The 26,863-nt window shown below is 58.7% G+C and carries 24 protein-coding genes; 14 read left to right on the forward strand and 10 right to left on the reverse strand.

Annotated elements, in window-relative coordinates:
* Positions 1-20 precede the first annotated feature (20 nt).
* The 6 genes from ACNA0J_RS18435 to ACNA0J_RS18460 form a co-directional block, all read right to left on the reverse strand.
* The gene (locus ACNA0J_RS18435; RefSeq protein ID WP_415820309.1) at positions 21-983 is read right to left on the reverse strand and encodes a LysR family transcriptional regulator; all 963 of its coding nucleotides are present in this window, start codon (positions 981-983) and stop codon (positions 21-23) included.
* Positions 984-1,079: 96 nt separating this feature from the next.
* A complete protein-coding gene (locus ACNA0J_RS18440) occupies positions 1,080-2,057 on the reverse strand; it encodes a Bug family tripartite tricarboxylate transporter substrate binding protein (RefSeq protein ID WP_415820311.1) in 978 nt (325 codons plus the stop codon).
* A gap of 34 nt (positions 2,058-2,091) precedes the next feature.
* A complete protein-coding gene (locus ACNA0J_RS18445; RefSeq protein WP_415820312.1) occupies positions 2,092-4,422 on the reverse strand; it encodes an acyl-CoA dehydrogenase in 2,331 nt (776 codons plus the stop codon).
* Positions 4,419-5,642, reverse strand: a complete 1,224-nt coding sequence (locus tag ACNA0J_RS18450; RefSeq protein ID WP_415820313.1) for a CaiB/BaiF CoA transferase family protein — start codon at positions 5,640-5,642, stop codon at positions 4,419-4,421. Before ACNA0J_RS18450 ends, ACNA0J_RS18445 begins: the two co-directional genes overlap by 4 nt.
* 95 nt (positions 5,643-5,737) lie before the next feature.
* A complete protein-coding gene (locus tag ACNA0J_RS18455; protein WP_415820389.1) occupies positions 5,738-6,529 on the reverse strand; it encodes an enoyl-CoA hydratase/isomerase family protein in 792 nt (263 codons plus the stop codon).
* A gap of 26 nt (positions 6,530-6,555) precedes the next feature.
* Positions 6,556-7,776 carry a CaiB/BaiF CoA transferase family protein gene (locus tag ACNA0J_RS18460; RefSeq protein ID WP_415820314.1) on the reverse strand — a complete coding sequence of 407 codons (1,221 nt, stop codon included), beginning with the start codon at positions 7,774-7,776 and terminating at the stop codon, positions 6,556-6,558.
* A gap of 280 nt (positions 7,777-8,056) precedes the next feature.
* Here ACNA0J_RS18460 and ACNA0J_RS18465 point away from each other — a divergent pair, with 280 nt between their 5' ends.
* On the forward strand, positions 8,057-8,773 hold the full coding sequence (locus ACNA0J_RS18465; RefSeq protein ID WP_415820315.1) for a 2OG-Fe(II) oxygenase: 717 nt from the start codon (positions 8,057-8,059) through the stop codon (positions 8,771-8,773).
* A gap of 55 nt (positions 8,774-8,828) precedes the next feature.
* On the opposite strand, the gene ACNA0J_RS18470 is transcribed toward ACNA0J_RS18465, so the two are convergent.
* The 3 genes from ACNA0J_RS18470 to ACNA0J_RS18480 all read right to left on the reverse strand — a co-directional run bounded on the left by ACNA0J_RS18470 (position 8,829) and on the right by ACNA0J_RS18480 (position 11,324).
* Positions 8,829-10,043, reverse strand: coding sequence for a diaminopropionate ammonia-lyase (locus ACNA0J_RS18470; protein ID WP_415820390.1), 1,215 nt, complete (start codon positions 10,041-10,043; stop codon positions 8,829-8,831).
* Between the two features lie 127 nt (positions 10,044-10,170).
* The gene (locus ACNA0J_RS18475; protein WP_415820316.1) at positions 10,171-10,719 is read right to left on the reverse strand and encodes a GNAT family N-acetyltransferase; all 549 of its coding nucleotides are present in this window, start codon (positions 10,717-10,719) and stop codon (positions 10,171-10,173) included.
* Positions 10,716-11,324, reverse strand: a complete 609-nt coding sequence (locus tag ACNA0J_RS18480) for a helix-turn-helix domain-containing protein (protein WP_415820317.1) — start codon at positions 11,322-11,324, stop codon at positions 10,716-10,718. Before ACNA0J_RS18480 ends, ACNA0J_RS18475 begins: the two co-directional genes overlap by 4 nt.
* Positions 11,325-11,668: 344 nt before the next feature.
* Here ACNA0J_RS18480 and ACNA0J_RS18485 point away from each other — a divergent pair, with 344 nt between their 5' ends.
* Together ACNA0J_RS18485 and ACNA0J_RS18490 are read left to right on the forward strand one after the other, a co-directional pair.
* Positions 11,669-14,077 (forward strand): DNA internalization-related competence protein ComEC/Rec2, encoded by a 2,409-nt coding sequence (locus ACNA0J_RS18485; protein ID WP_415820391.1) that lies wholly within the window; start codon positions 11,669-11,671, stop codon positions 14,075-14,077.
* A gap of 59 nt (positions 14,078-14,136) precedes the next feature.
* Complete coding sequence (locus tag ACNA0J_RS18490) at positions 14,137-15,054, forward strand: LysR family transcriptional regulator (protein WP_415820318.1); 918 nt, start codon at positions 14,137-14,139, stop codon at positions 15,052-15,054.
* A gap of 81 nt (positions 15,055-15,135) precedes the next feature.
* On the opposite strand, the gene ACNA0J_RS18495 is transcribed toward ACNA0J_RS18490, so the two are convergent.
* Positions 15,136-15,927: an IclR family transcriptional regulator gene (locus ACNA0J_RS18495; protein ID WP_415820319.1), complete on the reverse strand. Its 792-nt coding sequence runs from the start codon at positions 15,925-15,927 to the stop codon at positions 15,136-15,138.
* Between the two features lie 172 nt (positions 15,928-16,099).
* Here ACNA0J_RS18495 and ACNA0J_RS18500 point away from each other — a divergent pair, with 172 nt between their 5' ends.
* The 11 genes from ACNA0J_RS18500 (at position 16,100) to hpaE (ending at position 26,863) form a co-directional block, all read left to right on the forward strand.
* Positions 16,100-17,068 carry a Bug family tripartite tricarboxylate transporter substrate binding protein gene (locus ACNA0J_RS18500; protein ID WP_415820320.1) on the forward strand — a complete coding sequence of 323 codons (969 nt, stop codon included), beginning with the start codon at positions 16,100-16,102 and terminating at the stop codon, positions 17,066-17,068.
* Positions 17,069-17,080: 12 nt separating this feature from the next.
* Positions 17,081-18,082, forward strand: a complete 1,002-nt coding sequence (locus tag ACNA0J_RS18505; protein WP_415820321.1) for a 2Fe-2S iron-sulfur cluster-binding protein — start codon at positions 17,081-17,083, stop codon at positions 18,080-18,082.
* Between the two features lie 31 nt (positions 18,083-18,113).
* Entirely contained in the window at positions 18,114-19,469 is a 1,356-nt protein-coding gene (locus ACNA0J_RS18510) for an aromatic ring-hydroxylating oxygenase subunit alpha (protein ID WP_415820322.1), read from the forward strand.
* Positions 19,466-20,275 (forward strand): SDR family NAD(P)-dependent oxidoreductase, encoded by an 810-nt coding sequence (locus ACNA0J_RS18515; RefSeq protein WP_415820323.1) that lies wholly within the window; start codon positions 19,466-19,468, stop codon positions 20,273-20,275. Before ACNA0J_RS18510 ends, ACNA0J_RS18515 begins: the two co-directional genes overlap by 4 nt.
* 10 nt (positions 20,276-20,285) lie before the next feature.
* Entirely contained in the window at positions 20,286-20,870 is a 585-nt protein-coding gene (locus tag ACNA0J_RS18520) for a 3-phenylpropionate/cinnamic acid dioxygenase subunit beta (RefSeq protein WP_415820324.1), read from the forward strand.
* A gap of 36 nt (positions 20,871-20,906) precedes the next feature.
* A complete protein-coding gene (locus tag ACNA0J_RS18525; RefSeq protein WP_415820325.1) occupies positions 20,907-21,089 on the forward strand; it encodes a hypothetical protein in 183 nt (60 codons plus the stop codon).
* 164 nt (positions 21,090-21,253) lie between these two features.
* Positions 21,254-22,903, forward strand: a complete 1,650-nt coding sequence (locus ACNA0J_RS18530; protein WP_415820326.1) for an FAD-dependent oxidoreductase — start codon at positions 21,254-21,256, stop codon at positions 22,901-22,903.
* Positions 22,904-22,941: 38 nt separating this feature from the next.
* Positions 22,942-23,916: a Bug family tripartite tricarboxylate transporter substrate binding protein gene (locus ACNA0J_RS18535; RefSeq protein WP_415820327.1), complete on the forward strand. Its 975-nt coding sequence runs from the start codon at positions 22,942-22,944 to the stop codon at positions 23,914-23,916.
* A 41-nt stretch (positions 23,917-23,957) separates the two neighbouring features.
* A complete protein-coding gene (locus ACNA0J_RS18540; RefSeq protein WP_415820328.1) occupies positions 23,958-24,617 on the forward strand; it encodes a fumarylacetoacetate hydrolase family protein in 660 nt (219 codons plus the stop codon).
* Positions 24,614-25,381 carry a fumarylacetoacetate hydrolase family protein gene (locus tag ACNA0J_RS18545; protein WP_415820329.1) on the forward strand — a complete coding sequence of 256 codons (768 nt, stop codon included), beginning with the start codon at positions 24,614-24,616 and terminating at the stop codon, positions 25,379-25,381. Before ACNA0J_RS18540 ends, ACNA0J_RS18545 begins: the two co-directional genes overlap by 4 nt.
* Positions 25,382-25,393: 12 nt before the next feature.
* A complete protein-coding gene (hpaE, locus tag ACNA0J_RS18550; protein WP_415820330.1) occupies positions 25,394-26,863 on the forward strand; it encodes a 5-carboxymethyl-2-hydroxymuconate semialdehyde dehydrogenase in 1,470 nt (489 codons plus the stop codon).

Consider the following 26,863-nt stretch of genomic DNA (forward strand, 5'->3'; position numbering starts at 1 on the left):
TGCGGCCAAGGCACGTACGGCTATGGACTGACGTGCCAGATACCCTCATCACCGATTTCTCGCACTAGCGCCTCGATTTGATCTGCGACCTCCTTGACCGTGCGGCCGGGGCCTTTGCTGCGAGCGTAAGCCATGGAAATAATCCGCCCCATGGTCGGGTTGCGCAGTGCGGCGACGCTGAGCCGTCCTTCGTGCACTTCCTGCCATACTGCATGCAGAGGCAGCACCGTGTACATGTTTTCGTGTTCCACGATAGACTTCATCAAGGGTAGCGAATCGGCCTCAATTAGCGGTGATATGGTAATTTTGCGTGCCCGCGCCAGGCCATCCAGCGTATTTCGCAAACCATTCGGCGCGCCCGGCAAAATGAACGGCAGGCCGTCCAGCGCATCGAAATCGATCTCAGCGGATTGCGTGAGCGGATCGTTCGCCGCGCCAATCAAATACGAGTCCACATAGGCCAGCGCTGTTTCCCCGGGCGGGCATTTTTCCGCATAACGATACAGGATCGCGATATCCACCCGGCTATCGGTGAGCCATTCTTCGATCTGCCCGCTGGAGCCCTCGAATATTCTCAGATGGACCTTGGGAAATTGTTTGCGCAGACGTGAGAATAGCCTGCGTATCATGGGGTGTGCAGTCGATGGCAGCAGGCCCAGCCTGACTTCGCCAGCGGGTTCTCGAGCCTGGCCATTGACCTCGAGCTCCAGGCGTTCGGCATCATCCAATAGTGTGCGAACGAGTGGAAAGAGCCGTTGCCCCACCTCAGACAAATGCACGCCGCGGCCGGTACGATTGAACAGGCGAGCATTGCACTCGCGTTCGAGCGCGTTGATGCGGCGGCTGAGCACGGACTGATCTTGATCCAGATGCAAGGCGGCCCGCGTGATGCTGCCCAATTCCGCAATGGCGATGAAAGCACGCCATTTATGCAGGTCGGCAGTCAGGTCCAGGCTTGGGCTAGTGGCTTTGACAGAGGGCATGGTCGTTCGGAGAGGCAGAGGGCGATCACACTATACGGCAGCCTGCAGCGGCGTGCAGCTTTGATAGTGCGCGCCCTAGTAGTCAGGGCAGTCTATTTACTGCAGGCCCAATTTTCCTCGGCGGATGACGTCTCCCCATTTCGTTGATTCGGCTTCCATGAGCGAGCGGTATTCGTCCGGTGTGGTGGCTGCAGGTACGGCGCCCTGGTCGATCATCTTGCGATGCAACTCGGGGTCGGCAAGTGATTCGGCAATCGCTGAGGCCATTTTGTTCACGATGTCCGTGGGAGTGCCCGTCGGGGCAATGACCCCATAGTTCGATTCAACCTGCACGCCGGGAAATCCCAGTTCTTTAGTCGTTGGGATATCGGGCAGGCCCTCAAAGCGTTCGGCGCTGCCGACCGCCAGCGCACGTAATTTGCCGGCCTTGATGAACCCCAGCACTGCCGAAGCATCGCCCAGAAATAACTGCACTTCATTGGCCAAGAGTGCAGTGACAGCCGGCGCGGCGCCCTTGTAGGGAATGTGTGCGATGTCGATACCTGTCTGCTGCTTCAGCAACTCGACCCCTAAATGCGGCGTGGTCACATTACCTGCCGAACCATAATTGTATTTCCCGGGATGCTGTTTCGCGGCGTCGACAAAGGCGGAGAGGGTGGTCTCTGGTAATGTGGGATTGACCACGAACACCATGGGAATACGTGCGACGAGCGAAACGTACTGGATCTTGGAAACATCGTAGGGCACCTTCATCACGTGGGGTAGTCCAGATATCGCCCCTGGAACGCCGAATCCAAACGTCGATCCGTCCGGTGTGGCACGGACGGTGGCATCTACACCGATGGTGCCCGAGGCGCCGGCCTTGTTTTCCACAACGATGGTTTGTCCCAGCTTTTTGCCCAGAGTAGGCGCGAGTAACCGCGCCAAGCTATCGACCGACCCTCCAGGCGGGTAGGGCACGATCAGACGTATCGGTTGATTGGGCCAGGGTTGAGCCGCCTGTGCGGAAATGGGTTGTGCTGCACCTAGTGCCAGGGCAAAAACGGCGGCCAGGATGGCGCGAGGGCTTGTCATTAGTCGTCTCCTTGTGGCGCGATCGTCGCGCGAGTTATGCCACGTCCAAACCCAGAACCTGTTTGGCGTAGATATTGCGTTGTATTTCGTTGGTGCCGCTGAAAATGGTGGCGGCCATGGCGTTGATATACGGGGCTAGTGCGTACACCTTGCCATGTGCCTCTTCGATTGCCGCGCCGCCATACTCTTCGGTGGCTTGAATCAGCAATGCGCCCAAGCGTTCGTGGGTTTCGGTCGCCCAGATTTTTAATAGCGATAGCTCGGGCGGCAACGGCTGGCCTGCCCGTGCCATGTCGGCAAAGACTTCGTACATTGCGGTCAGGTCAGCCGCATCCATGCGCAGTTCCGCCAATCTGTCGCAAAAGGCGGGATCCGTCAGCAAGCCTCGCTGGCGCGCGAGGTGGAATATCTGCTGCAGCGTGTGATTCGCATGCTTGGGGCTGCCGCTGAACAAGCGTTCAAAGCCGAGCAAGGCCTTGGCAATAGTCCAGCCGGCGTTGAGCTCGCCTACGAGGTTGCTGCGCGGGACACGGACTTGGTCAAAGAACACCTCGCAGAATTCTTCGTGGCCTGCCAGTGTCCGGATCGGACGGCGAGTGACGCCCGGTGTGCGCAGATCGACCAATAGGAAACTGATGCCTGCCTGTTTTTTGACTGTCTTGTCGGTACGCACCAACATGAACATATGTGTCGCATCCTGCGCCAACGTAGACCAGGTTTTCTGCCCGGTGACGATCAGGTCGTCGCCGTCAATGACCGCCTCGCAGCGGACCGCCGCCAGATCGGAGCCCGCATTCGGTTCTGAATATCCCTGGGCCCAGACGTCTTCACCTGACAGGATGCCGGGTAGAAACCGGTCGCGCTGTGCTTGAGTGCCGTAGCGAAACAGGATGGGCCCGAGCATGATCAGGCCTTGATCCGGGGCGCGTGCTACGCCGTAGCGTTCGGCTTCTTCGATGTAGGCGATCAGCCGTGCCGGAGACAAGGCCATGCCGCCATGCTCCAGCGGCCACGACGGTGCAATCCAGCCTTGGCGGGAAAGTGTGAAATACCAGTCTTTGATTTCACTCCAGTGCAAGCGCCGCGCCACATGGCGCAAGTGCGGCGGGTAATAGCGCCGGAAAAATCGCTGAAGCAGGGCGCGAAACTCTTCCTCCGGCATGGTGTTCCAGTCGGCATGGCGGGGAAATGCTTCGTCTATGATTGAGGTCTCGTGGTCCTCGTCGTCCGTTTGCGGGGGAACAGGCGTCAGCGCCTGAAACCGCTGCCGATGTGCCGTGGCGTTGCCCAGCCACGAGGCCAGATGCAGCACGTTGTTGAAATACAGACTGACGTCGCATTCGTCGGTGTATCCGATGGCGCCATGCAATTGCACCGCTTGGCGTCCGGCTTCCAGTCCGGCCTTGGCGGCGCGTGCTTTTACGCGGCTGGCGGTGGCTCGGATAGCAGCGCGATCACCGTGCTCGAGGCTGTTCAGCGCATTCAATAGACTCTTTGCCGCCAACTCGACTTGCAGCGTGGTATCAACGAGCCGGTGTTGCAAGGCCTGAAACGAGGCCAATGGTTTACCAAACTGTTGACGCGTATTCAGATAGGTTACCGTGTCCGCCAATACCTGACGAGCTGCGCCTATCAATTCGGCAGATTGCATCAGACGACTCAAGTCCAATGCCGTATCAATCGCGTCTGCCACGCCGTGCCGGGCTATCAATGCTTCTGGCGATACAGCAACGGATTCCAGTATCAAGTGGCAGGCTCGGCTGCCGTCTGCGCGCATATAACGGCGGACCTGAACGCCAGGTGTATGGGCCGCAACGTAAAACAGTGCGAGGTCTTGCTCGCCGTCGGCGGACACGAGCCAGCCGTCAACATCGTCGCCTGGGATGACATGGCGTTTTTCGCCATTGAGCACATAGGTGTTTTCGAGCCAGGTGACGTTGACACCGAACGCGCCGGCGGCTTCTTCGGTCTCCAACTGACCATCGGTTTCCTGCCACGCGAGTGCGACGATACGCTCACCGTTGCAGATGTCTTTCAACAACGATTCGCGGAACTGTGCGCCCTGCGGGTCCTCCAGGCGCGTCAGGACTGCGGCAGGCAATATGGCAGCGCTGATCAGAGGTTCGGGCAGTTGGGCTCGACCGGCTTCCTCCATCACGGTTGCCATCGCATGCCAGCCTAGACCCAGCCCTCCATGTTGTTCGGGCACTGCCAGCCCTAGCCAACCGACGTCCGCGATGGTGCGCCAATAGTCTCGGTCCAGTGGTGCATTCAGACGTTTACGCTTCTTTTGATCCAGCCGTTGCAGAAAGTCTCGTGCGCTATCGCGGATTTCTTCGATCAGAGAGGGGTCGGGGCAGGTCATACGATGCCGTCCTGTTGCAGTTGCGCGATCTCGTCTGAAGTGAGTCCGAGTTCATCAACCAGGACCTCGGCCGTGTGTTCGCCCAGTAATGGAGGTGGCCGGTTCGTTGTCACTGGCGTGCCGGAAAAATGAATCGGGTTGCGAATGAAAGGCATCGAGCCCAGGCTGGGATGCGGCATCTGTCCCACTACCTGCCGATGTTTGACTTGAGGGTCTTCGAAGACTTGATCCATGGTATAGATCGGGCCGCACGGCACCTTGGCCTGTTCCAGCGCGACGATCCAATCACCGACTTTTCTCGTGAGCATGGCCGGCTCTATCAGGCTGGAAAGCTCGGTCTGTGCCGCAGCGCGTTTGGGATTCGTGACAAAGCGCGGATCGTTGGCCAAATCAGGCAGGCCGATCACGCTGCAGAAACTTTGGAATTGGGTGTCGTTGCCAACGGCTACCATGAGATGCCCATCTGCGCAGGCAAAGGCCCTGAACGGAGCCGTGATCTGGGAAGACGACCCCGTACGCCTAGGCAGCGTGCCCGTTGCCAGATAGTTCATGCCGATATGCGACATCGCTGCGATCTGGGCGTCCAGCAATGCCAGATCGATGTGCTGTCCACGGCCGGAATGCTGATCGCGATGGTGCAGGGCAGCCAACATGGCGCACACGGCGTAGAACCCGGCAGTGAGGTCGGATACCGAATAGCCGGCCTTGACGGGGCCGGCACCTGGTTCACCGTCGGGGACGCCGGTCACGCTCATCAAACCGCTCATCGATTGAAAGATCGGGTCGTATCCGGGCATATGGCTATAGGGGCCATCCTGCCCGAATCCCGTAATCGAGCAGTAAATGAGCCGCGGATTCAGTTCCGATAGCGCCGCATAGTCCAAGCCATAACGGCGTAAGTCGCCGGCCTTGAAATTTTCAATCAGAATGTCCGCATTCTGCGCCAGGCGGCGAATCAAGTCTTGGCCTTGCGGGCGCGAAATATCGATGGTCAGCGACTGTTTACCCCGATTCATGGCTACAAACGACGATGTTTCACTGCCGGGGGTGCCATCAGGGCCTGGCATCTTGTAGCCCTGATGGCGCACGTCATCACCGCGGCCAGGACGTTCGACCTTGATGACGTGTGCACCGAAATCCGCCAGCATCTGCGCCGCCCAGGGGCCAGAAAACACACGGCTCAGATCCAATACTTTTACGCCGTCCAGCGCTCCTGACATGATGTCTCCTTGTTTGTTGGACGCGTGTCGAGCAAAACCCTATGCAGGCCTTGTCTCGTTACCCGTGAACGTTCTGCGTGAACGGATCGGATGTCTTACCGGCCTTGGAAAACCGGCGGGCGTTTTTCCAGAAAGGCGCGCCGCGCTTCTTGTGCATCTTCCGTTTTTGCGATGGCAGCCGTCATATCCTGTTCGTAGCGATAGCCATCGCGCAGACTCATTTCCTCAATGGCATTGAGCGTTTGTTTCGCCAGCACCGAGGCGAGCGGGCTCTTGGAGGCAAGCTCGCGCGCCAACGCCATGGCCTCGTCCATCAGTGTTTCGGCCGGCACGGCAGCCTCGACAATGCCCAATCTGTATAGCTCGTTGCCATCGACTCGCAAGCCCGTCAGCATCATGCGGCGCAGGCGCGAGTGGCTGAACAAGCGCATGCCGTGACGGCCGCCTCCCAATAGCCCGACATTGATTTCCGGCAGGCCTACCGTGGCAGTCGTCGCGGCAATCAGGATGTCGCAAGAAGCCACGATCGCCAGACCGGCACCCAAGGCCGGGCCATTAATCGCTGCGATGACCGGTTTGGCGCATTCCCGAATGGCGTGAAAACACTCCCGCGTCCTGCGCGAGTGCTGAGGCAGATCGCCCGGTCCTTTGATCGTGGCGGCACGGTTTTTCAGATCCGCGCCGGCGCAGAACGTCTTGCCTTGTCCCGATAGCACGACCGCTCTGACCTCTGGGGTCTCGGAGATGCGGTCCAGCACCCACGACAGCTCGTTCATCATCTCTGTCGAGAGTGCATTGACGGGCGGGTTGGCCAGGAGAATCACGGCGACACCGTTGTCCAGCGTGATATCCAGGGCGGTATAAGGACCTTGCAGAGCGGGGGGCATAGTCAAAGCTGTCTCCTTGTGATGGATCAGATAATTTTGCGGGCGCGCAAATCCTGGATACGTTCGGTACTCATCCCCAGTTCGTTGAGAATGTCGTCCGTGTGTTCGCCCAATAACGGCGGGGCACGATCCACACGCAAGTCAGAGTGGCCGAAACGCAGGGGGTTCATGACTTGAGGGACTGAGCCCGCGACGGGATGAGGCAGGTGGCGCAGCAGGGCGCGATGCTGCACTTGCGGGTCGTCGAAGACCTCGGCAACGTTGTTGATAGAGCCTGCAGGCACGCCTGCCTGCTTGAGCTTGTCCAGCCAATATGCTCGTGGCTGGCTTGCAAAGACGGCATCCAGTATCGGATCCAGGCTTTCCAGGTTTTTGACGCGCTGGCTATTGGTTGCATAGCGGGCGTCCTGGGCCAACCCTGGCTGTTCAATGACATCGCATAGCGTCACAAATTGCGCGTCGTTGCCGACCACAATGATGATGTCGCCGTCGGCGCAACTGAACGTGCGCTGCGGTTGAATGTTGGGGTGAGCGGTGCCGGTACGTTTGGGGATACGGTTACCCAATAGAAAGTTCATTGCTTGGTTAGCCAGCAGACCTACCTGCACATCCAGCATCGAGACATCGACGTACTCCCCTTGACCCGTCTGGGTGCGGCGCAGCAATGCCGCCACAATACCCAGTGCGGCGTAAACCCCGGTGCTGAGATCCACAATAGGAACGCCGACTTTCTGTGGGCCGCCGCCGGGTTTATCATCCCGCTCTCCGGTCACGCTCATCAAACCGCCCATGGCTTGGATGAGAAAATCATAGGCGGGCTCTGCTGCGCGGGGGCCGGTCTGCCCAAAGCCGGTGACAGAGCAGTAAATCAGCCGCGGATTGATAGCAGACAGCGCGGCATAGTCCAGGCCCAGGCGTGCGAGCGTACCGACTTTGTAATTTTCCAGAACCACATCGGCGTCGCGGCATAGTGTTTTGACGAGCTCTTGCCCCTCCGGGGTCTGCAGGTCAAGGGTGATGGAGCGTTTGCCGCGATTGGTCGCAATGAAATATGCCCCATCGCTGGTGTCCTCGCCCGCGTTGTTTTTCAGAAAGGGTGGCCCCCAGGATCGGGTATCATCCCCGCGCCCGGGGCGTTCTACCTTGATGACGTCTGCGCCCAGATCGGCCAGAATCTGGCTGGCCCACGGGCCTGCCAACACCCGACTGAGATCCAGCACTTTGATATTTGACAACAGCGCAGGCAAGACCCTCTCCTTGATTCCTGTAACGTGTTGCCAGTCTAGGAATTCCCGGTACGAGAAGGCAGGGGTCTGACAGACAAAGCTGTTATGTGCTTGGCGTCAAGAAGGGTCGATGATGAGCAATGGAGCCATAACGAGAGGCGTCCGGATATGAGGCCAGGACTTGAGTGCGTATCGCGCACCGTTGACCAGAATAAATTCGACCGCAAAGACCGGGGTGTCGCACATGAGGCAGGGTTTTTATACTGATCTCATCCCTTTAAGTCTATGGAGAGGCATACCGTTGAGAGCCACCGCCAAACGCGAACGACCTGCCTTGACCTGCAATTGGGCGGACATCGAACATTCGCTTGATACTCATGGACACGCCGTACTGCCCAGGCTATTGAACGCAGAGCAGTGCGAAGCCCTCGCTGCGCTTTACGCTAAAGACGACGCGTATCGCTCGCGCATCGTCATGGCTCGCCATGGGTTCGGGCAGGGCGAGTACAAGTATTTCGCTTATCCTTTGCCGCCGGTGATAGACCAACTGCGTCACGAGTTGTATCGCGGCCTGGCACCGATCGCGAATCACTGGAATCAGCAACTAGGGATCGATGTGCAGTATCCAGACGAGTTGGATGCCTTCTTGCAACGGTGCCAAGATGCCGGCCAAACCCGACCAACGCCACTGATGCTGCATTACACCGAGGGCGGTTACAACTGTTTGCATCGGGACTTGTACGGCGAACATGTTTTTCCGCTGCAGGCGACCATCTTGTTGTCCAGGCCTGACAAGGATTTCGTCGGTGGAGAATTCGTGATGACAGAGCTTTCAGCGCGAAGCCAACGCGTGGAAGTGGTGCAGTTACGCCAAGGGGATGCCGTGGTGTTCGCCGTCAATGAAAGGCCTGTGATGGGGAAACGAGGCACACGCAAGGGCGCGATGAGGCATGGCGTCAGTCGTATCCAATGTGGTGAGCGATACACCGCAGGTTTGATTTTTCATGACGCTCAATGAGCCAATGAGTATGCTGTGAGTGAGGCAGTTGCCTTCAACGTGTTATCGCCATGACCTAGATATCAGCCAGGTGATCCCGTTGCCGCTGCAAAACGTCATCAGCGTCCTCTCCCGTCAATTCTCGATATACAGATGGTGCTGTGGCGCCCTCTGTATTTATCAATAGCACGCGAGATGTTCCGTCTATTTTTAACCTGCCCGTTGCAATTTCCTGAGTGAGGATATTGCACAGACCGGCCAGCCCTGCAGCGCCTGATTCGCCCGAGACAACCGGAACGTCAGGGCAGCGGGCGAGGGCCGACATCGCGGTGACGGCTTCGTGATCCTCGATTGTGATGAAGGCGTCAATAGAACTCTCGAGAAAAGTCCAGGCCAATGGCGATGTTTCTCCGCATGCCAATCCTGCCATGACCGAGTCCACGGATCCGGTGGCCTTGGCTGCTCGGCCGAGCATGGCGCTTTGTTGCAGGCAGTCGGCCTGCGTGGGTTCAACGACGTATAGAGCGGGCCGTTTGTCACCGAGTTTTTCCCAAAAATAGCTGGCGATGCCTGCAGCAAGCCCTCCGACGCCTCCCTGTAAAAATACGTGGGTATAGCCCTCGTGTCCCCGCGCAATGTCTTGTTCAAAGATTTCGTCGGCGATGACGCCATAACCCTGCATCACATCCCTGGGAATGGTCTCGTATCCCTCATAGGATGTATCGGAAATGACTTGCCAACCGTTCTGGGTCGCCTGTTCGGCAGCGACATTGACGGAATCGTCATAGTTACCATTGATTCGAACGATTTGTGCTCCGAAATCAGCGATGGCGCGTTCTCGTTCCTCGCTGACATGGGCATGCAAGACGATGACGCAGCGGCACCCCGCATCGCGTGCTGCGGCCGCGAGGGCGCGCCCGTGATTTCCGTCTGTGGCGCTGATCACTGTTTCGCTCGCTAAGGTGCTGGCGTATTGTCCGCGCAGTACTTTAGCGGGATCCATGCCCTGGTCTTTATATTTGCACAATATGTACCGAATCAAAGCCGCGGGTGCGCCTAACGCTTTAAAGCTTGCTAGTGGCGAACGGACAGATTCGTCTTTCAGTGCCAACTGACCTATTCCAAGGCGGTCGGCCAGCATGGCCATGTCATAAAGCGGTGTCGGACCAGACCTGAGCCCTGTCCATGCTTGAAGCCATGTTCGAGTTTGACGCGCTGTCTCGATGTTCATCACGCGTTGCAGTGAGCTTGGATACGGGCTCAGTTTCGCATTGGGATTCAGATAGAGCATAGGTCTGGTGTGCTTTTGATGTATTGGATTTATCAGGGTACTGCGGATCAACCTTTCAACATTTCGGGAATGCTAACCACCTTGAGTATCTGCGCTCAACATGCATAGAGACCGTTTTCTGAAATCTTTACCCGGCTAGAGAATTCGTTTCCAGCCGTTTGTAGTAATACGTTGTCCCGCTCAACGTGCCATCAGGCATCAACGCATAGTCCGGCACGCTGCCTACGCGTTGCCAGCCCGCCCGCGCATACACGCGTTCCGCGTCCCCGCCCGTCGTGGTGTCCAGCACCAGCACGGTCTTGCCCTCATGTCGGGCGATCTGTTCAATCTCGGCCATCAATAGCGCGGCAATGCCTTGGCGGCGTGCGCGGCGGTGGACCAGCATTTTTGCAATGTCGGCGCGGTGCGGTTGATTCTCTGGCTGATCCATGATGAGCTGCACCGTCCCGACGACCTGCCCGTATGTGTCTTCTGCAACGAGTAGTACCCGTTCACCGCGCGCGACGCTATCCATCACGTTTTGCCAAAACCGTATCGCCTTGTCGCGCGATAGCGGCAGCATAAAGCTGACCGAGGCGCCGCCTTCTACGCAATCAATCAGAACGTCGGCCAAGCCTGGTATGCAGGCGTCGGCGTCATGGTCATCGACTCGGCGTATATTGATTGCGCTGTTCATGATGGTTTCCGGGGTTTATTAAACCCCAATCGAGCCAGTGCCACGAGATATCGCGCGGGCTTGTTGGTGGGGTTGTGGTAGACGATAGGGCTATCCAGGCGCATGGCGAGGCAGTCGCCACGTTTCAGTCGCCATTGTTGGGCGCCGACCGATATGTCCATGGTGCCCTCGATCAGCCAGACTTGCTGATAGATATCCGTATCGGGAATGGCGGTGTCATAGGCGACGCGTTGCCTGGCCGGAAACTCGACTTCCACCAGTTGGATGGGCGAAGGAAACGAGGGCGATAGATTGCGGCGGATGTAACCCGAGGACGGATCGGACCACGAATGCTGTTCGTCGGCACGCGACACCGGTGAGGGGGCGGCCTCGTTTTGACGCGCCTCGGGCTCGAACAGCGAGGCCAACGGCACATTCAGCGCCATCGCGAGTTTGTCGAGTACGGTGGCGGTGGGACTGCTTTGTGCCCGCTCTATCAGCGAGATAGCAGAGCGGCTGACCGTGCTGCGTTCCGCTAATTCGTCGAGAGACCAGCCCTGTGCATCGCGCAATTCGCGCAAGCGCCGGGCGATCAGGCTGTTGACGTCTTGAGGTGAGTCGGGCATTTCTACAATATTGGAATTTAATTTCTAGTATTCTAGAAATTAAAAGTGAGCCTTGTCAACATTACGTTGCTGGTTGCTGGAGCGCGAGTTTCATGAGGCTCTGCTCAATTTTCCGTTGCACTTGATCGAGACGACTTCGGCGTTTCGCAATATTCCCTCCAATCTGCGGGATTTACGGACGGACATTTCCATTCACTGCTTCTACCAACGATTTGGCTCAACTCCTATGCTGTGTGATTTGGGAGTCGGACATTACTGGTCGTTTGCTGTTGTTGGGGGTTGTCGCGGGGGCGGGATGGGTGCAGTGCTTGCCGGCATTGCCGCAGCAGCGATGGTTGGCGCCGATGGTACTGGCGTCGGCCGTTATTGCAGGGGTAGTGTGGTCCATCGCACGAATGGTTTTTTCAGGCGCGGCCGCGGTCGTGTCCACCCCACGATCTGCATTGCTGTGGCGTCTGGCCCGTTTAGGCATGGCGTCAGTGTTAGGTCTGTGCATCGGCGCAGCGTCAGCTATGTGGCAAGCTCAGCTCCGCTTGGACGATGCGTTGGCCGGGGCTCATCATGACGTGGTCAGCCGCTTGATTGTGAGGATCGTTGATTTGCCGCAGGGTGATGGAAAACATTATCGATTCATGGCGGATATTGATGAGCCTCGTCCCGAGGGCATCCCGTCGCGTATTGCCGTGAGTTGGCATGCACAGTCTGGTGCCCCATTGCCAGCGTTGAAACCCGGTCAGATCTGGCGCATGGCGTTGGTACTGCGTCAACCTCATGGTGCGCGCAATCCTCATGGTTATGACGCTGAGGGACGATTATTCGCAATGGGGATTCGCGCGACGGCGACGGTGCGTGGCGTGCCACGCTTGTTGGGGGACGAGCCTTGGCATAGTCCTGGCATCCTGATCGAGCGTGTCCGTCATTGGATGCGAGATGGCATGCAACAGGCGTTAGGGAACCGCCGTTATGCACCGGTATTGATCGCCCTGGCTATGGGAGATCAAGCCGCCGTTGAGCGTGTCGATTGGCAGATATTCAACCGCGCGGGCATCACGCATCTGGTGTCGATCAGCGGCATGCATGTCACCTTGATTGCGGCAGTGGGTGGGGTGGCGACGGCTTTTTTATGGCGGCGCGTGCGCTGGCGAACCGTGCGGGTGGCCGAGTATTTGCCTGCGCAGGTCGTAGGCGCAGCCGCTGCGTTGTGGGTCGCGTTGTTGTATTGCCTATTGGCAGGGTGGGGCGTGCCCGCACGCCGTACTTTTTTCATGCTGGCGGTAGTGGCCTTGGCTGCCATGGTGCGTTTGCCTTTGTCGCCCACGCGGATTCTGGCGCTGGCAGGTGCTGTGGTGTCGCTGCTGGATCCGTGGTCGGTGCTGGCGCCAGGGTTTTGGCTGTCATTTGGCGCTGTGGCGATCTTGTTGCGGGTAGGCGCATCAATGGATTCAGGCGGGCGGCGCGAGCGTCCCAATTGGAGGGGGCGGCTGCGCGCGATCCTCGTAGAGTTCGGCTGGGTACAGTCGGCAATCACATTGGGTCTGGTGCCATTGCTGGCCTATCTGATGCAACAGGTGTCTTTGGCATCGCCCTTGGTCAACGTGTATGCCATCCCTATCGTGAGTTTTCTGGTGACGCCACTGGCGTTGGCCTGTGCTTTATTGAGCACCATTCCCGGATTGCAATGGTTGGCTCATGGGGCCGGCGTTCTCGGGCATGTGATTTTCGATGCCATGATGCTGCCGGTGAAGTGGATGAGCACCTCGAACTGGGCCGTGTTGGATGTCGCCGCTGCACCATGGCCCTGGATGGCGTTGGCCTTGTTTGGCGTCGCGTGGGCCGTACAGCCGTATGGCTTGCCTTTGCGTACGGCCGCATGGTTGTTGATGTTGCCGATGTTGTGTTGGCGGCCTGAGCGGCCTGCGCCTGGATACTGGACGTTGACGGCGCTGGATGTGGGGCAGGGTAGCGCTATCGTGATCGAGACGGCGACACAAGTGTGGCTGTTCGATACGGGACCGATGACGCGGCAGGGGAACGATGCTGGAGAACGCGTTGTCGTGCCATTTTTACGTGCCCTAGGATATCGGGCGCTAAACGGACTCGTGGTGTCTCATGCAGACATGGATCATGCCGGTGGCGTGCGCAGCGTGTTGTCCTCGGTGGTTGTGGACCAATCCTATAGCTCATTTGATTTACCCGCGTTGATACGCAAGCAGGGTGCAGGCAAAGCGGCATCGGCGCTTTACGCCGAGATACGCATGCCTCAATCCATGCAACATTGTCAGGCTGGACAAGCATGGACCATAGACGGAGTGCAGTTTCGCTTTTTGCATCCCGATGCCGCGATAAAAACCGATGGCCCGGGCAATGCACGCAGTTGTGTGCTGATGATCCAAGGCAAAGCGCATACCGCATTGCTGCCTGGCGATATCGGCGTTGCGCAAGAGCGTCGTCTGGTACAGAGTCTGCCGCGTGTCGATGTCGTCATGGCGCCGCATCATGGCTCAGCGACATCGTCCGGTGAGGCATTGGTGAGGGCGGTCGATGCAAAGCACGTCATTGCGCAGGTCGGATACATGAACCGGTTCGGACATCCTGCAGCCGCGGTGCAAGCGCGTTGGCGCGAGGCAGGCGCGGATTTCTGGCGGACCGATCATCATGGCGCGACTGTGGCTATTTCTGACCCGAAAGCAGGGCTGCGCATCGAGACGCAGGCGCATGTATCGCGCCGATATTGGCATCGCGACCTGCCGTAGAGGATGTGCTTGTGTGCTACGCTGCCCATGCGCCTCATCCGGCGTCTCGATTAGAAAACATGTCCTATCGCACTACCATCTCTCTCAAGAGCACGCCCTCTATCAGGCAGTTGCGCGCGTTCGTGGCTGTCTATCACACCGGCAGTCTGTCGGCTGCTGCCGAGACCTTGGCATTGACGCAGCCGGCGGTGACGTTGCTGTTGAAAGAGCTGGAAGACAAACTGGGCATCAAGCTATTTGACCGCACGACCCGCTCTTTGCGCCGCACGCATGCGGCGACGGAGGCGATCACCTATGCAGAGCGTGCGCTGGCAGATTTGACGGCGTTAGGCGAGCGCATGTCGGACCTGGTCGATGTCAAACGAGGCAGGATCCGCCTGGCTGCCACCTCGACCGTTGCACAGACATTGTTGCCCGGGGTGATACGGCAATATCTGGATCAGTATCCAAACGTCCGGGTGTCCGTAGACGATTGTGCGCCAGGCGAATTTGTAGAACGCGTCCTGGGCGAGCAGGTCGATTTCGGTGTGGGCGCCCTGGAAGGACCTGTGCCAGGGTTGGCGCAAACTGTGTTTTTGAATGACACGTTATGTGCGGTGGCGACGTCGGACGAGTTTCTGGACGATCGGCCCATGACGTGGAAGCAATTGTCGGAATGGCCTGTCGTCGTGGTGCAGGCCGGATACGGTGTCAGGCGAGCGATTGACCGCGCGATTGCCGTCGCAGGCGTTGAACTGCAGATCGCGCAGGAAGTTTCTCTGTTAACGACTGCGCTTGCCATGGCGGCGAGTCGCCTGGGGGTCGCGATCATTCCGCAGTCCATGTTTGCGCGGACGTATTATCCGAACTTGGTGGGTCGCCGGTTGATACGGCCAGTCGTGCCGCGCGCGCTGGCCGTCGTGTGCAAGGAGAACCGGCAATTGTCACCGGCTGCGCAGGCGTTTGCAGATCTGCTGCCAGGCGCTGCCGCGCTCTAGCCAGCTTGGATGGACTCGAATTCCTGCACTTTCCGGTCTTATTTTTAGGCCTGCTCTGTCTCAGTGCTCTCTGGGCTGACTTCAGGCGGGCTCGACACCCAGCGCACGGGATAAAGTTTGCGCGCTTGCAATGACTTGCGGAGCGAGTTTTTTCACAGCCTCATCGTCCAGCCGGGTGGCAGGGCCGAATAGGCCAATCGACCCCGCGACGCCTTTGCTGTCAAAGAACGGGGCAGCGACCGCCACCGCGCCGGTGATCAATTCATTACGGCTGACGGCATAGCCGACTTGGCGGGTGTGCTCCAGTTCCTCTAGAAACTTGGCGCGGTCGATGGTGAGGCCGTTCAAATATTGATCCAGATTGCTTTGCGCATCAGGCTTGAATGCCAAGATCGCCCGGCCGGTCGCGCCGACGGCAATGCGTTCTTGATAGCCTACCCCGCGCTTGAAATTGAGCGGCTGCGGGCTGGGCATCTCCGCCAGGCACAGACGCATGTCGGAGCGTTCTACAAAGACGGCGACGGTCTCCTGCGTTTCCTGCCACAGCAGCCGCATGACGGGTTCGGCAATCGCCGTGATGTCCAAAGTCTCTGTCCAAATATGCGTCAGACGCGCGACCGCCGGACCAAGACGAAATCGCTGTGGATCGCCGGACGACGTAATAAAGCCTTTGGTCTCCAGCGTGTACAGCAGCCGGTAGAGAGTAGGGCGGCTCAGGGACACGCGTTGCAGCAATTCGGTGGCCGATAGCTGGGCATCCTGGCGCGTAAAGGCCAGCAGGATATCCAGCGCCCGGTTGACCGCCCGCACGCTGTCCGCGCCTTTTTCCCCCTTTTCTTCCGCCTCTGGGTTGGGCGCCGTTTTTCCTTCCAAAGCCATCTCCTGTTGCTAGAACACACAAGTCTACCTTGCCGGGCGTCATGGCCGCGGCCCAGCGGCATGCGACCTCGTGGCTCAAAAATTTTCTTGAATTGCTCAATTCTGTACGTATAATGAGATTGTTGTCCAACAGACGGACATAAAAATCAAAAAAGGAGACGGATTCATGAGGACTTCCTGTATGCGCAGATGGCTGGCGGCAATCGCACTGGCTATCTCGGCACCGGTCGCCGTGGCGGCCTACCCGGACCGCCCCGTCAATGTCGTGGTGGGATTCGCCCCAGGCGGTACCAATGACATCCTGGCTCGACTGATCGCCTCGAAACTGCAGGCCAAGCTCAAACAGCCGTTCGTGGTCGAGAACCGCGCGGGCGCCAACTCGATCATTGCGGCCGAGTATGTGGCGCGCGCCAAATCCGACGGCTACACGATATTTGTCGCCTCAAGCGGGGCACTGACGATTAACCCTGCCATTTATTCCAAGCTCGGGTACGACCCGCAAAAGGATTTCAAACCGGTGGCTTTGCTGGGGTCGTTCCCGCTGGTGGTGGTAGGCAATGCTTCCTTCAAAGGGGACAAGCTGGCTGACCTGAAGGCGGTGGCTGCCAGCAACCCGGACGGCGCTCTGACGCACGGGGTGGCGTCCTCGACGTTTCAGCTCGCCGCAGCGTACTACGCACGGCAAGTCGGTACACCCATGGTGCATGTGAGCTATCGCGGTACAGGGCCATTGGTCGCTGCGTTGTTAGGCAGCGAAGTGGATATCGGTTTTGTGGATGTAGCTGGCGTTATTTCGCAGATCAATGCGGGCAAGCTCACACCGCTCGCGGTGACGACGGCCCAGCGCTCCAGCGTACTGCCACAAGTGCCGACGATTGCCGAGGCGGGTCTGCCTGGCTATGACGTGCCCGTCTGGACTGGACTAGTCGTGCCGCGCGACACGCCTGATGAAGTGGTGACTGTGCTGCAGGCCGCACTAAAGGATGTTCTGACGGATCCGGACACGGCAGCGAAGTATCGCCCGCTGGGGATGGAGGTAGGAAATGTCGATGGCGCAGCCCTTCAGCAGCGCATTGCCGATGACATTACCAAATGGACCGAGGTGGCCCATACGGCCAACATCAAAGTCAATTGACGGAAGTGAAACATGAGCACAGTGCCTATTACTTTACTGTTCTCTGACGGCGCATCGCGGCGTATCGACGCCCAGTGCGGTCAGAGTGTTGTCGAGGCGGCCGCCGATGCCGGCTTGGGTTTGTTGACGGATTGCAGCAATGGGCAGTGTGGCACCTGTGTGGCGCAGTTGGTCAGCGGTCAGGTCGAACTGGGCAAATACGACCGGGCGGTCTTGCCGGACAGCGATCGTGAGGATGGGGCCATTCTCTGTTGCGTGAGTCGAGTGACCAACCCGTGTGTGGTCGAGTTGGGCTACGACTTGGCCGAAGCGACCGCTGAAGAAATGCCGCCGGTCATCGGGCTGGTGACAGCCCTGGAGCAAGTGGCCAGCGAGACCATGATGCTCGATATCGAGGTCGAGCAGGGCGTGGAATTTCAGCCGGGCCAGTATGTGCGCTTGCGTCCCGAGGGCGGTGATCAATGGCGTTCGTATTCGATGGCAGGTGTTTCGGGCGACCGGCGTTTGCGGTTTTATATCCGGTTGGTAGAAGGCGGCTTTTTCTCGACTTGGCTGCAAGGCAGCGCCGCTGTCGGCAGCCGGATCGAATTGACTGAACCTCATGGCAGTTTTTTCCTGAGAGACGAAGACAGGCCTCGGCTCTTTGTGGCCGGCGGCACAGGGTTGGCGCCGTTCTTGTCGATGTTGTCTTCGCTCGCAGACAACGCGCAGGCCCGCGCGATACCGACCACGTTGCTCGTGGGCGTGCGCACCGGCGCGCATCTCTTTGCGCTGGAACAGTTGCGCGCATTGCGTGCGGACTGGCCTGAACTGCAATTACGTATCGCCGCTGAATCCGAGCCTGCAGAGGATTGCCACCAGGGCTATGCCACGGATCTCATCGCGTCGCTGGACGCGGATCCGCGCGCCCGTGTTTATCTCTGCGGTCCTCCCGCCATGGTCGAGGCCGGACGGCAGGCTGCACAAGCCGCCGGCCTGTCGCGCCAGGACATGTTGTGCGAACGCTTTAACTGAACACCTTCTTTTTTGCAGGCAGGACTCTATCGTGAATAGCTCCGAATACAACCGCATGGTCGATCTGAAGCAGGGCATCATCAGCCGTGAGATCTTCTCCGACAAAGACATTTTTCAAGAGGAATTGGAAAAGATCTTTACCCGTGCCTGGCTGTTCGTCGGCCATGAAAGCCAGATTCCCAATCCCGGTGACTTTTATACCTCGCGCATGGGGGCCGAGTCGGTCATTTTGACGCGGGACAAGAAAAAACAAGTCCATGTTTTCTTGAATTCCTGCCGGCATCGCGGCATGAAAGTCTGCCAATACGATCATGGTAATACCCAGCTTTTCACGTGTCCCTATCACAGCTGGAGCTACACGACCGAAGGCAAACTCTTTGGCGTGCCGCAATACAAGGCCATTTACGATGGATGTCTGGAAAAAGAAAACTGGTCGTTGATCGAAGTCCCCAAACTTGCTTTGTACAAGGGCACCGTTTGGGCGAGTTGGGACAAGGATGCGCCCGATTTTCTGACCTATCTGGGTGATGCCAAGACACACCTGGATCTGGCGCTGGATCATCGCGATGGCAGCGAGGGCGGCTCCGAGGTCTTGGTGGGCGTGCACAAATGGATCATTCCCTGCAACTGGAAATTCGCCGCCGAGAATTTTCTGGGTGACACCTATCACAACGTGAGCCATCGTTCGGTGGATCTGATCGGTATCGGCCCCAGTGCCGAGGTAGGGGTGAAAGGTCGGCGCGACAACGAGCTGGAGTTCGCGCAGCATCTGTGGGTCAACTTCCCGGCGGGCCACGGTGTACATAGCGCCATCGTGCCCGAGAATGCGCCGTTCATTGATACGTTCCAGAACAATCCCATCATCGCCGAGTACTTCCGCCATTGCCACGAGGAACGCAAGCGCCGCTTAGGTGAAGAGCGCAGCCGGCTGGTGCCGTTCGTCGGCACGATTTACCCCAATCTTTCGTTCCACGGTAAACAGCCGCGCAGCCTGTGCGTCTGGCATCCGCATGGGCCCGAGGCTACCGAGGCATGGCGATTCTTCCTGGTGGACGCCAATGCACCACAAGAGGTCAAGGATTTCCTGCGCATGTATTACATGCGGTATTCCGGCCCGGCAGGCATGACCGAGCAGGACGATATGGAAAACTGGAACTACGCTACGGCCGGCAGCCGCGGTGTGATAGCCAAGCGCTATCCCTATAACTACCAGCAGTCGCTGGGTAAGGTCACTGCGGACGGCCCGGTGCCAGGCAATGTCAGCCTGCAAGTGAGCGAAGAGAACCCGCGTCAGTACTACCGCCGTTGGCGTGATTACATGAATGGCGCGGATTGGGACACGCTGCTGGGCAAGCACGACAACGGTCCGGCGAGTCTGGCGCAATGAACGGCCCTGTCACCATCGTTACGGGCGGCACCTTTGGGTTAGGGGCCTCGATCACGCTGAATCTCGCTCGTCGAGGACATCGTGTGCTGGCTTTTGGCCTGGCCTCGCCGCAGGTTTCCAGCACCGCGCAGGGGTTTGAGGACCTGCGCCGTCGCTTGGCAGACGAAGGTCTTGAACATGCCGTCGTTGTCATGCAAGCCGATGTGTCTAGCGAGGCTGATGTTGACAAGGTGATAGAACGCACGCTCGAAGCATTCGGGAAGGTGGATGGCCTGGTGAATAACGCGGCGATCGGACCATTGGGAACGGTATTGGACACTTCACCATCGATGGCCGATCAGATTCTGGCGGTGAACATCAAAGGGGTTTATCTGATGAGCCGGGCAGTGATTCCGATCATGCGGCGCCAAGGCGCGGGCGCCATCGTCAATATCGGCTCCGGCGCCGGCTATGGCAAACCCAATATGGCGCTGTACGCGGCCAGCAAAGGGGCAATGCTCGCGCTGTCGGCGGCGATGGCCTATGACCATTTTCATGACCATATCCGCGTCAATGTCGCCATCCCCGGTGGCGGCGGCATTGTCTCGGGCATGAGCGTGGGCCGATTTGGCGGCGATGTGGATGTATTCAAGAACCGGCCGGCAGCCGGTACCGCGGCAGGGCGGCCTGCCACCGGGGAAGACCTGGCCAACGCCGTGGCGTTTTTGCTGTCTGACGAGGCTGCCGCCGTATCCGGCACGGTGGTCGATGTCGGGTGCTTTGCCCATCAGGGAGGACCGGTGCCTAGCCGGCCCCAAGCGCATTGAGGATACTAAGATGAACGAGACTGTGACGGAAGCGACGGCGCGTGAACGTGCGCCCATCGTGCGGGATGCCCGCTATTACGAATTAAAGCGCGAGATCGAAGAGCATCTCTACGACGAGTGCGAGCTGCTGGATATGCGCTGCTTTGCGGAATGGCTGGATACCCTGGCTGACGACCTGGTGTATTTCATGCCGATGAACTTCAACATCAAGTTCGGTCGCCACGAGGACGGCGAGCGTACACGCATGGAGAAGGACATGAGTTGGTTCAACGAAGGCAAGTGGACGTTGACCAAACGGGCCGAGCAAATCATTACCGGCGTGCATTGGGCCGAGGAGCCGCTGTCGCGATTGTCGCGCATGGTCAGCAATGTGCAGCTTACCGATATTCGAGAGAACGCGGACGGACAACTGGAGGTTTACGTGCGCAGCCGTTTCCTGATGTACCAGAACCGTTGCGAGTATGAAGAGTACTTCTTCACTGGCCGTCGATACGACTGTTTCCGACGCGTGGGAGATACATGGAAACTCGCGCGTCGCGAGATCCACCTGCCCCAGAACGTGTTGTTGGCCAAGAACCTCACCATGTTTTTCTGATACCGCCCGACGATCGCATTCAGTAGGAGATAGGTCGTGATTAATTTCATGCAATTGCAGCCCGGCCAAAGGCTGAAGCTGCGGGATGGCCGCGTAGGCTCGGTTGTCGAGAATATGGGGGACGGTATTTGGGTCCAGGTCGCGATGACGGAAAGCGACGGCGACGAACCCGAATTGGTGCACTGCGAAGAAGTCGCAGGACTGGCCGACTCGGACTGACCCCTCTGGAAACCCTTGGTGGACGCGGCCTGATGTCCGCCAAGGATATGGGCTATCAAATAAATAAAATTTTCTTATAAATGAATAAAAAGAGCTCGTTTGTCCTGCGTAGAGGCGATTCCTACACTGCGGTGGTCTAACAACACCTTAGGTAGAAACGGATCATGAGTGGAGCACAACAACACAGCGTCATCGTCGTGGGGGCCGGCCCGGTCGGCCTGACCGTCGCGATGGATTTGGCCTCGCGCGGGGTGAGCGTCCTGGTGCTCGAAAAGCGCTATCGCGGCGAGGCGCCCAGCGTCAAATGCAACCATGTGTCGGCACGATCCATGGAGATCTTTCGTCGATTGGGCGTGGCGGGCGCTGTACGGGCGGCGGGCCTGCCCGACGAGTATCCGCATGACATCGCCTATCGCACCAGCGCCACCGGGATCGAGTTGACGCGCATCCCGATTCCCGGACGTGCTGGCCGAGTGCGCAAAGATCCGGGACCCGATACCGATTGGCCTACCATGGAGCCACCGCATCGTATCAACCAGATTTATCTGGAGCCCATTTTGTTCACTCACGCAGAGGCAATGCCCGGCGTGACAATTCAGAATCGATTCGAGGTCTCCGAAGTCACCCAAGACGAGCTGGGTATCCGTGTTCAAGGACGCGATCTCGATACCGGTGAAGCCTTGTCGTTTTCCGCAGACTATCTGGTGGGATGTGATGGAGGACGCTCCTATATTCGTACCGTGATCGGCGCGAATCTGGTGGGAGATGCGGTCATTCAACGCGTTCAATCCACCTATATCCGGGCGCCCAAGTTGTTGGAAATGTTCCGGTATGAACCGGCCTGGGCAACGTTTTCCTTGAATCCGAAGCGCTGCGGCAACATGTACGCGATCGACGGCAAGACGCTTTGGCTGGTCCATAATTATTTGAAAGACGACGAGGCCGATTTTGAATCGGTGGATCGGGATCTCAGCATCCGTCAGATCCTGGGCGTGGGCGAAGATTTCGAGTACGAGGTGATCAGCAAAGAGGACTGGTACGGACGCCGCCTGGTCGCCGATCGATTCCGGGATCGCCGAATCTTTATCTGCGGCGATGCCGCGCATTTGTGGGTGCCCTATGCCGGCTATGGGATGAATGCCGGTATCGCCGATGCCGCGAATCTGGCATGGGTGCTGGCGGCAGTGGTTCGGGGGTGGGGCGATGAACGCATGTTGCAGGCGTACGTCAGCGAGCGTCATCCGATTACGTCGCAGGTCTCGCATTTTGTCATGGATCATGCGCACGCTATGGCTACCGAGCGCCGCATCGTTCCTGAAAATATCGAAGCCCAAGACGAGGCCGGTGAAGCAGTGCGCCGCGAAGTGGGGCAGCGCGCCTACGAGTTGAACGTGCAGCAGTACTGCTGTGCAGGCCTGAATTTTGGGTATTTCTACGATCAATCGCCATTGATCGCCTACGACGGCGAAAAGCAGCCGGCTTACACCATGGGTAGCTTCACGCCGTCTACGGTGCCTGGCTGCCGTACCCCGCATTTTGTATTGCCCGACGGGCGTTCGTTGTATGACGCCATGGGAGCGGATTATTGCGTATTGCGCCTGGATCCCGATGCCGATGTACAGCCATTGCTGCAAGCGGCCGCGCAGCAGGGAGTGCCGATCAAGGTGTTGGATCTGGATCGCCGTGGCGCGCCCGAGGCGTATCGCCATGCGTTGTTGATTTCACGTCCTGACCAGCATGTGGCATGGCGGGGAGATGTATTGCCCGTCGATTGCACCGCATTGCTGGACAGACTCCGAGGGGTATTGAACTGAATCAGCCCAATAAAAAACCTATTTTCGGAGACAGGACAATGAAACTATCCAAATTTTTCGCGCAGTTGACGGCCGTGGTGGCAGTGTCGGCGGCAGCCAGCATGGCGGTAGCCGCGCAACCGCCGGTGACGTTGGTGGTGCCTTATGCACCGGGCGGCGCGACCGACATTCTTGCCCGCACGCTCGCACAGTCTCTTTCGCAAGAGCTGGATCGCTCGATGGTGGTGGAAAACCGCGCAGGCGGAGGCACGATCATCGGCGCACAGTTGGTATCGCGGGCCGAGCCAGATGGCAACACCCTGTTGATGGCGACCAGTACGACGTTGGCGATCAATCGCAGCCTGTACAAGTCTCTACCCTACAACCCCAGCGATTTCGCGCCGGTGGGCATGGTGGCCGAGGTGCCCTTGGTCATTGTGGTGTCGCCCTCGGTGAAAGCCAAGACGTTGCCGGAACTGGTGGCATTGGCCAAAGCGGATCCGGGGGCGTTGACCTTTGGTTCTGCCGGCAATGGCAGTCCTCAGCACTTGGCGGGGGAAATGTTCAAGACGGATACGGGAATATCTCTGACGCATGTGCCCTACAAGGGCACATCGGCCGCGTTGAACGATGTCTTGGGTGGGCAAGTGTCAATGATGTTCGCGGATCTGGCGCCGGTGTTGCCGCAGATCCAGGCCGGCAAGCTGCGTGCGTTGGCGGTGACCTCGGCAAAGCGTCTGCCCAATCTGCCCGATGTGCCGACGGTACGAGAGACACAGGTGCCCGGGACCGCAAATTTCGAGGCAGTCGCCTGGCAGAGTCTGGTCGCCGCGCCGGGGACACCCGAGGCGACTACCCAAGCCTATAACACCGCGTTGAACAAGGTGTTGAACGATCCTGCCGTCCAAGAAAAATTCCTGGCCTATGGCGTCTCGATACGCACAAGCACTCCACAGGAATTGAAAAGCTATATCGAGACCGAAAGTGCCCGCTGGGCAACCGTCGTGAAAGCCTCTGGCGCCACGGTGGAGTGATCCTGGCCGGTAAATTTTTTCATTGAATACGGAGGCCCGAGATGCCGCATTTTCCGTTTTACGACGATCCGCCATATCGCCTGTCGGGCGTGGTGTATGGCGCGTTGTTGAATCCTCGTTCTGTGCTGGAGCAGATCGGTGCCGCCGCGCACGAGCCTCCATACAAAGCGCCGCCGAAAGGGCCCGTGCTGTATATGAAGCCACGCAACACGCTGGCCGAAAGCGGCAGTCAGGTGGACATTCCTGAACAAGAGCAATCGCTACGCATCGGCGCGACAGTAGGCCTGGTCATCGGGCGTACCGCATGCCGGGTCGCGCCGGAGCATGCGCTCGACTACCTGAGCGGCGTCATGCTGGTCGCGGATCTGACTGTGCCTCATGAGACCTTCTATCGCCCATCGGTGCGGTTCGTCGCACGGGATGGCTCTTGTTTCTTGGGGACTCGCATTGCGTCCGGCGTTGATCCGGACGCGGTGTCGATAGATGTCTCGATAGACGGTGGTGTGGCCACGCAGATAACGATGAGCGACATGGTGCGTCCTGCGGCGCGTTTACTGGCCGACGTTACCGACTTCATGACGCTCTCTGCAGGCGATGTGCTGCTGTTGGGCACCCGTATAGACGGGCCGCTGCTGCGTCGCGGGCAACGTTTCATGTTGCGCGCGGAGGGCTTGGGACAATTGGAGGGACACGCACGATGAGAACCGCACGCGTTGCATATGGTGGCGCCATTCACACCGCCACTCCCCACGACGATGGACTCAGGTTGGCAGACGGCCGTGTGGTGTCGGAGGACGCCGTGGTGTGGCTGCCGCCCGTAGCCGTCGGGACGTTGATCGTGTTGGGCTTGAACTATGCGGATCACGTCAAGGAGCTGTCCAAAGAACTGACCGTGACGAGCAAGGACGAGCCCCTGGTGTTTTTTAAAGGGCCCGGTGCGGTGATCGGCCATCGCGGACAAACCCGGCGGCCTCGTGACGCCACATTCATGCACTACGAATGTGAGCTGGCCGTCGTGATCGGCAAGCCGGCACGTGGGGTGCGGGCTGCTGACGCCATGGCCCATGTCGCGGGCTACACCGTGGCGAATGATTATGCGATACGCGACTACCTGGAAAACTGGTATCGGCCGAATCTGCGTGTGAAAAACCGCGATACCTGCACCGTGCTGGGGCCGTGGCTCGTCGATGCAGCAGACGTACCCGATCCTCATGCCTTGTCTCTGTCAACACGCGTCAACGGAACGGTGACGCAACAGGGCAGCACCGCAAACATGATCAACGATATTCCGGCTTTGATCGAGTATCTGAGCAGCTTCATGACGCTGTTACCGGGCGACGTCATTCTCACCGGCACCCCGGATGGTGTCATCAACGTGAACGAGGGCGATGAAGTGGTGTGCGAGGTCGAGAGCATCGGCGCTCTGGAAAACACCATCGTCGGCGATTCCGTATTTGGTCGATAAGGAAGGAAAAAAATGCACATTCAACATCTGATCGACGGCAAGGCTGTCGAGAGCAAGCAGTATTTCGAGACGATCAACCCCGCTACACAGGAAGTCCTGGCCGAAGTCGCCGCTGGTGGCGAGGCCGAGGTGCATGCGGCCGTGAGCGCCGCCAAGAACGCCTTCCCGAAATGGGCCGCCACTCCCGCGCCAGAGCGTGCCCGCCTGATCCGTAAATTAGGCGAGCTCATCACTGCCAATGTGCCCGAGTTGGCCCGCACCGAGACGAATGATTGTGGACAGGTGATCGCGCAGACTGGCAAGCAGTTAGTCCCGCGCGCCGCGGACAATTTCTCGTATTTCGCCGAGATGTGCACTCGGGTCGATGGTCATACGTACCCGACGCCGACGCATCTGAATTACACGCTTTTCCATCCGGTGGGCGTCTGCGCCTTGATCAGCCCATGGAATGTGCCGTTCATGACGGCCACCTGGAAGGTCGCACCCTGCCTGGCCTTTGGCAACACTGCCGTGCTGAAGATGAGTGAACTCTCGCCGCTGACAGCGGCGCGGTTGGGCGAGCTGGCACTGGAGGCGGGAATTCCTGCGGGTGTCCTGAACCTGGTGCACGGCTATGGCCGCGATGCGGGCGAGCCGCTGGTGGCGCATCCCGATGTGCGTGCCGTGTCGTTCACGGGCTCGACCGCGACGGGCAATCGCATCGTGCAGGCGTCCGGGCTGAAAAAGTTCAGCATGGAGCTGGGCGGCAAAAGTCCTTTTGTGATTTTTGACGATGCGGACATGGATCGCGCCCTGGATGCCGCGATTTTCATGATTTTCTCCAATAACGGCCAACGTTGCACGGCGGGCAGCCGCATTTTGATTCAGCAGAACGCCTACGCGGATTTCGTACAGAAATTCACTGAGCGCGCGCGCCGTATTACTGTGGGCGACCCGCTGGACGAGAAAACCATTGTCGGCCCGTTGATCAGCAAAGCGCATCTGGCCAAGGTTCGCGGTTATATCGAGCTCGGCCCGAAAGAAGGCGCGACCCTGTTGTGTGGCGGGTTGGATCAGCCGTCCTATGCGCCAGACCTGCCCGAGCGTGTACGCAATGGCAACTATGTATGGCCCACGGTTTTTGCCGATGTCGACAACCGCATGAAGATCGCGCAAGACGAGATCTTTGGCCCCGTCGCCTGCCTGATTCCCTTTCGCGACGAGGCGCATGCGATCGAGTTGGCCAACGACATACAGTATGGCTTGTCCAGCTATGTGTGGACGGAGAACATCGGCCGTGCACACCGCGTCGCCGCGGCGATCGAGGCTGGTATGTGCTTCGTCAATAGCCAGAACGTACGCGATCTGCGCCAACCATTCGGCGGAACCAAGGCCTCGGGCACCGGTCGCGAAGGCGGGACCTGGAGCTACGAAGTCTTCTGCGAACCGAAGAACGTAGCGGTATCGCTCGGTGGCCATCACATTCCTCACTGGGGAGTCTGA

It is taken from the genome of Bordetella tumbae (assembly GCF_965139195.1).
Taxonomy (GTDB): Bacteria; Pseudomonadota; Gammaproteobacteria; order Burkholderiales; family Burkholderiaceae_B; genus Bordetella_A; species Bordetella_A tumbae.

Excerpts from the sequence above, each read along its gene's own strand:
- ACNA0J_RS18535 (WP_415820327.1), top strand. The coding sequence starts at position 22,942 with ATGAAACTATCCAAATTTTTCGCGCAGTTGACGGCCGTGGTGGCAGTG.
- ACNA0J_RS18540 (WP_415820328.1), top strand. The coding sequence starts at position 23,958 with ATGCCGCATTTTCCGTTTTACGACGATCCGCCATATCGCCTGTCGGGC.
- ACNA0J_RS18530 (WP_415820326.1), top strand. The coding sequence starts at position 21,254 with ATGAGTGGAGCACAACAACACAGCGTCATCGTCGTGGGGGCCGGCCCG.
- hpaE (WP_415820330.1), top strand. The coding sequence starts at position 25,394 with ATGCACATTCAACATCTGATCGACGGCAAGGCTGTCGAGAGCAAGCAG.
- ACNA0J_RS18455 (WP_415820389.1), bottom strand. The coding sequence starts at position 6,529 with ATGCCCCCCGCTCTGCAAGGTCCTTATACCGCCCTGGATATCACGCTG.
- ACNA0J_RS18490 (WP_415820318.1), top strand. The coding sequence starts at position 14,137 with ATGTCCTATCGCACTACCATCTCTCTCAAGAGCACGCCCTCTATCAGG.
- ACNA0J_RS18440 (WP_415820311.1), bottom strand. The coding sequence starts at position 2,057 with ATGACAAGCCCTCGCGCCATCCTGGCCGCCGTTTTTGCCCTGGCACTA.
- ACNA0J_RS18520 (WP_415820324.1), top strand. The coding sequence starts at position 20,286 with ATGAACGAGACTGTGACGGAAGCGACGGCGCGTGAACGTGCGCCCATC.
- ACNA0J_RS18450 (WP_415820313.1), bottom strand. The coding sequence starts at position 5,642 with ATGTCAGGAGCGCTGGACGGCGTAAAAGTATTGGATCTGAGCCGTGTG.
- ACNA0J_RS18545 (WP_415820329.1), top strand. The coding sequence starts at position 24,614 with ATGAGAACCGCACGCGTTGCATATGGTGGCGCCATTCACACCGCCACT.
- ACNA0J_RS18435 (WP_415820309.1), bottom strand. The coding sequence starts at position 983 with ATGCCCTCTGTCAAAGCCACTAGCCCAAGCCTGGACCTGACTGCCGAC.
- ACNA0J_RS18470 (WP_415820390.1), bottom strand. The coding sequence starts at position 10,043 with ATGCTCTATCTGAATCCCAATGCGAAACTGAGCCCGTATCCAAGCTCA.
- ACNA0J_RS18480 (WP_415820317.1), bottom strand. The coding sequence starts at position 11,324 with ATGCCCGACTCACCTCAAGACGTCAACAGCCTGATCGCCCGGCGCTTG.
- ACNA0J_RS18445 (WP_415820312.1), bottom strand. The coding sequence starts at position 4,422 with ATGACCTGCCCCGACCCCTCTCTGATCGAAGAAATCCGCGATAGCGCA.
- ACNA0J_RS18485 (WP_415820391.1), top strand. The coding sequence starts at position 11,669 with ATGGTACTGGCGTCGGCCGTTATTGCAGGGGTAGTGTGGTCCATCGCA.
- ACNA0J_RS18500 (WP_415820320.1), top strand. The coding sequence starts at position 16,100 with ATGAGGACTTCCTGTATGCGCAGATGGCTGGCGGCAATCGCACTGGCT.
- ACNA0J_RS18505 (WP_415820321.1), top strand. The coding sequence starts at position 17,081 with ATGAGCACAGTGCCTATTACTTTACTGTTCTCTGACGGCGCATCGCGG.
- ACNA0J_RS18515 (WP_415820323.1), top strand. The coding sequence starts at position 19,466 with ATGAACGGCCCTGTCACCATCGTTACGGGCGGCACCTTTGGGTTAGGG.
- ACNA0J_RS18475 (WP_415820316.1), bottom strand. The coding sequence starts at position 10,719 with ATGAACAGCGCAATCAATATACGCCGAGTCGATGACCATGACGCCGAC.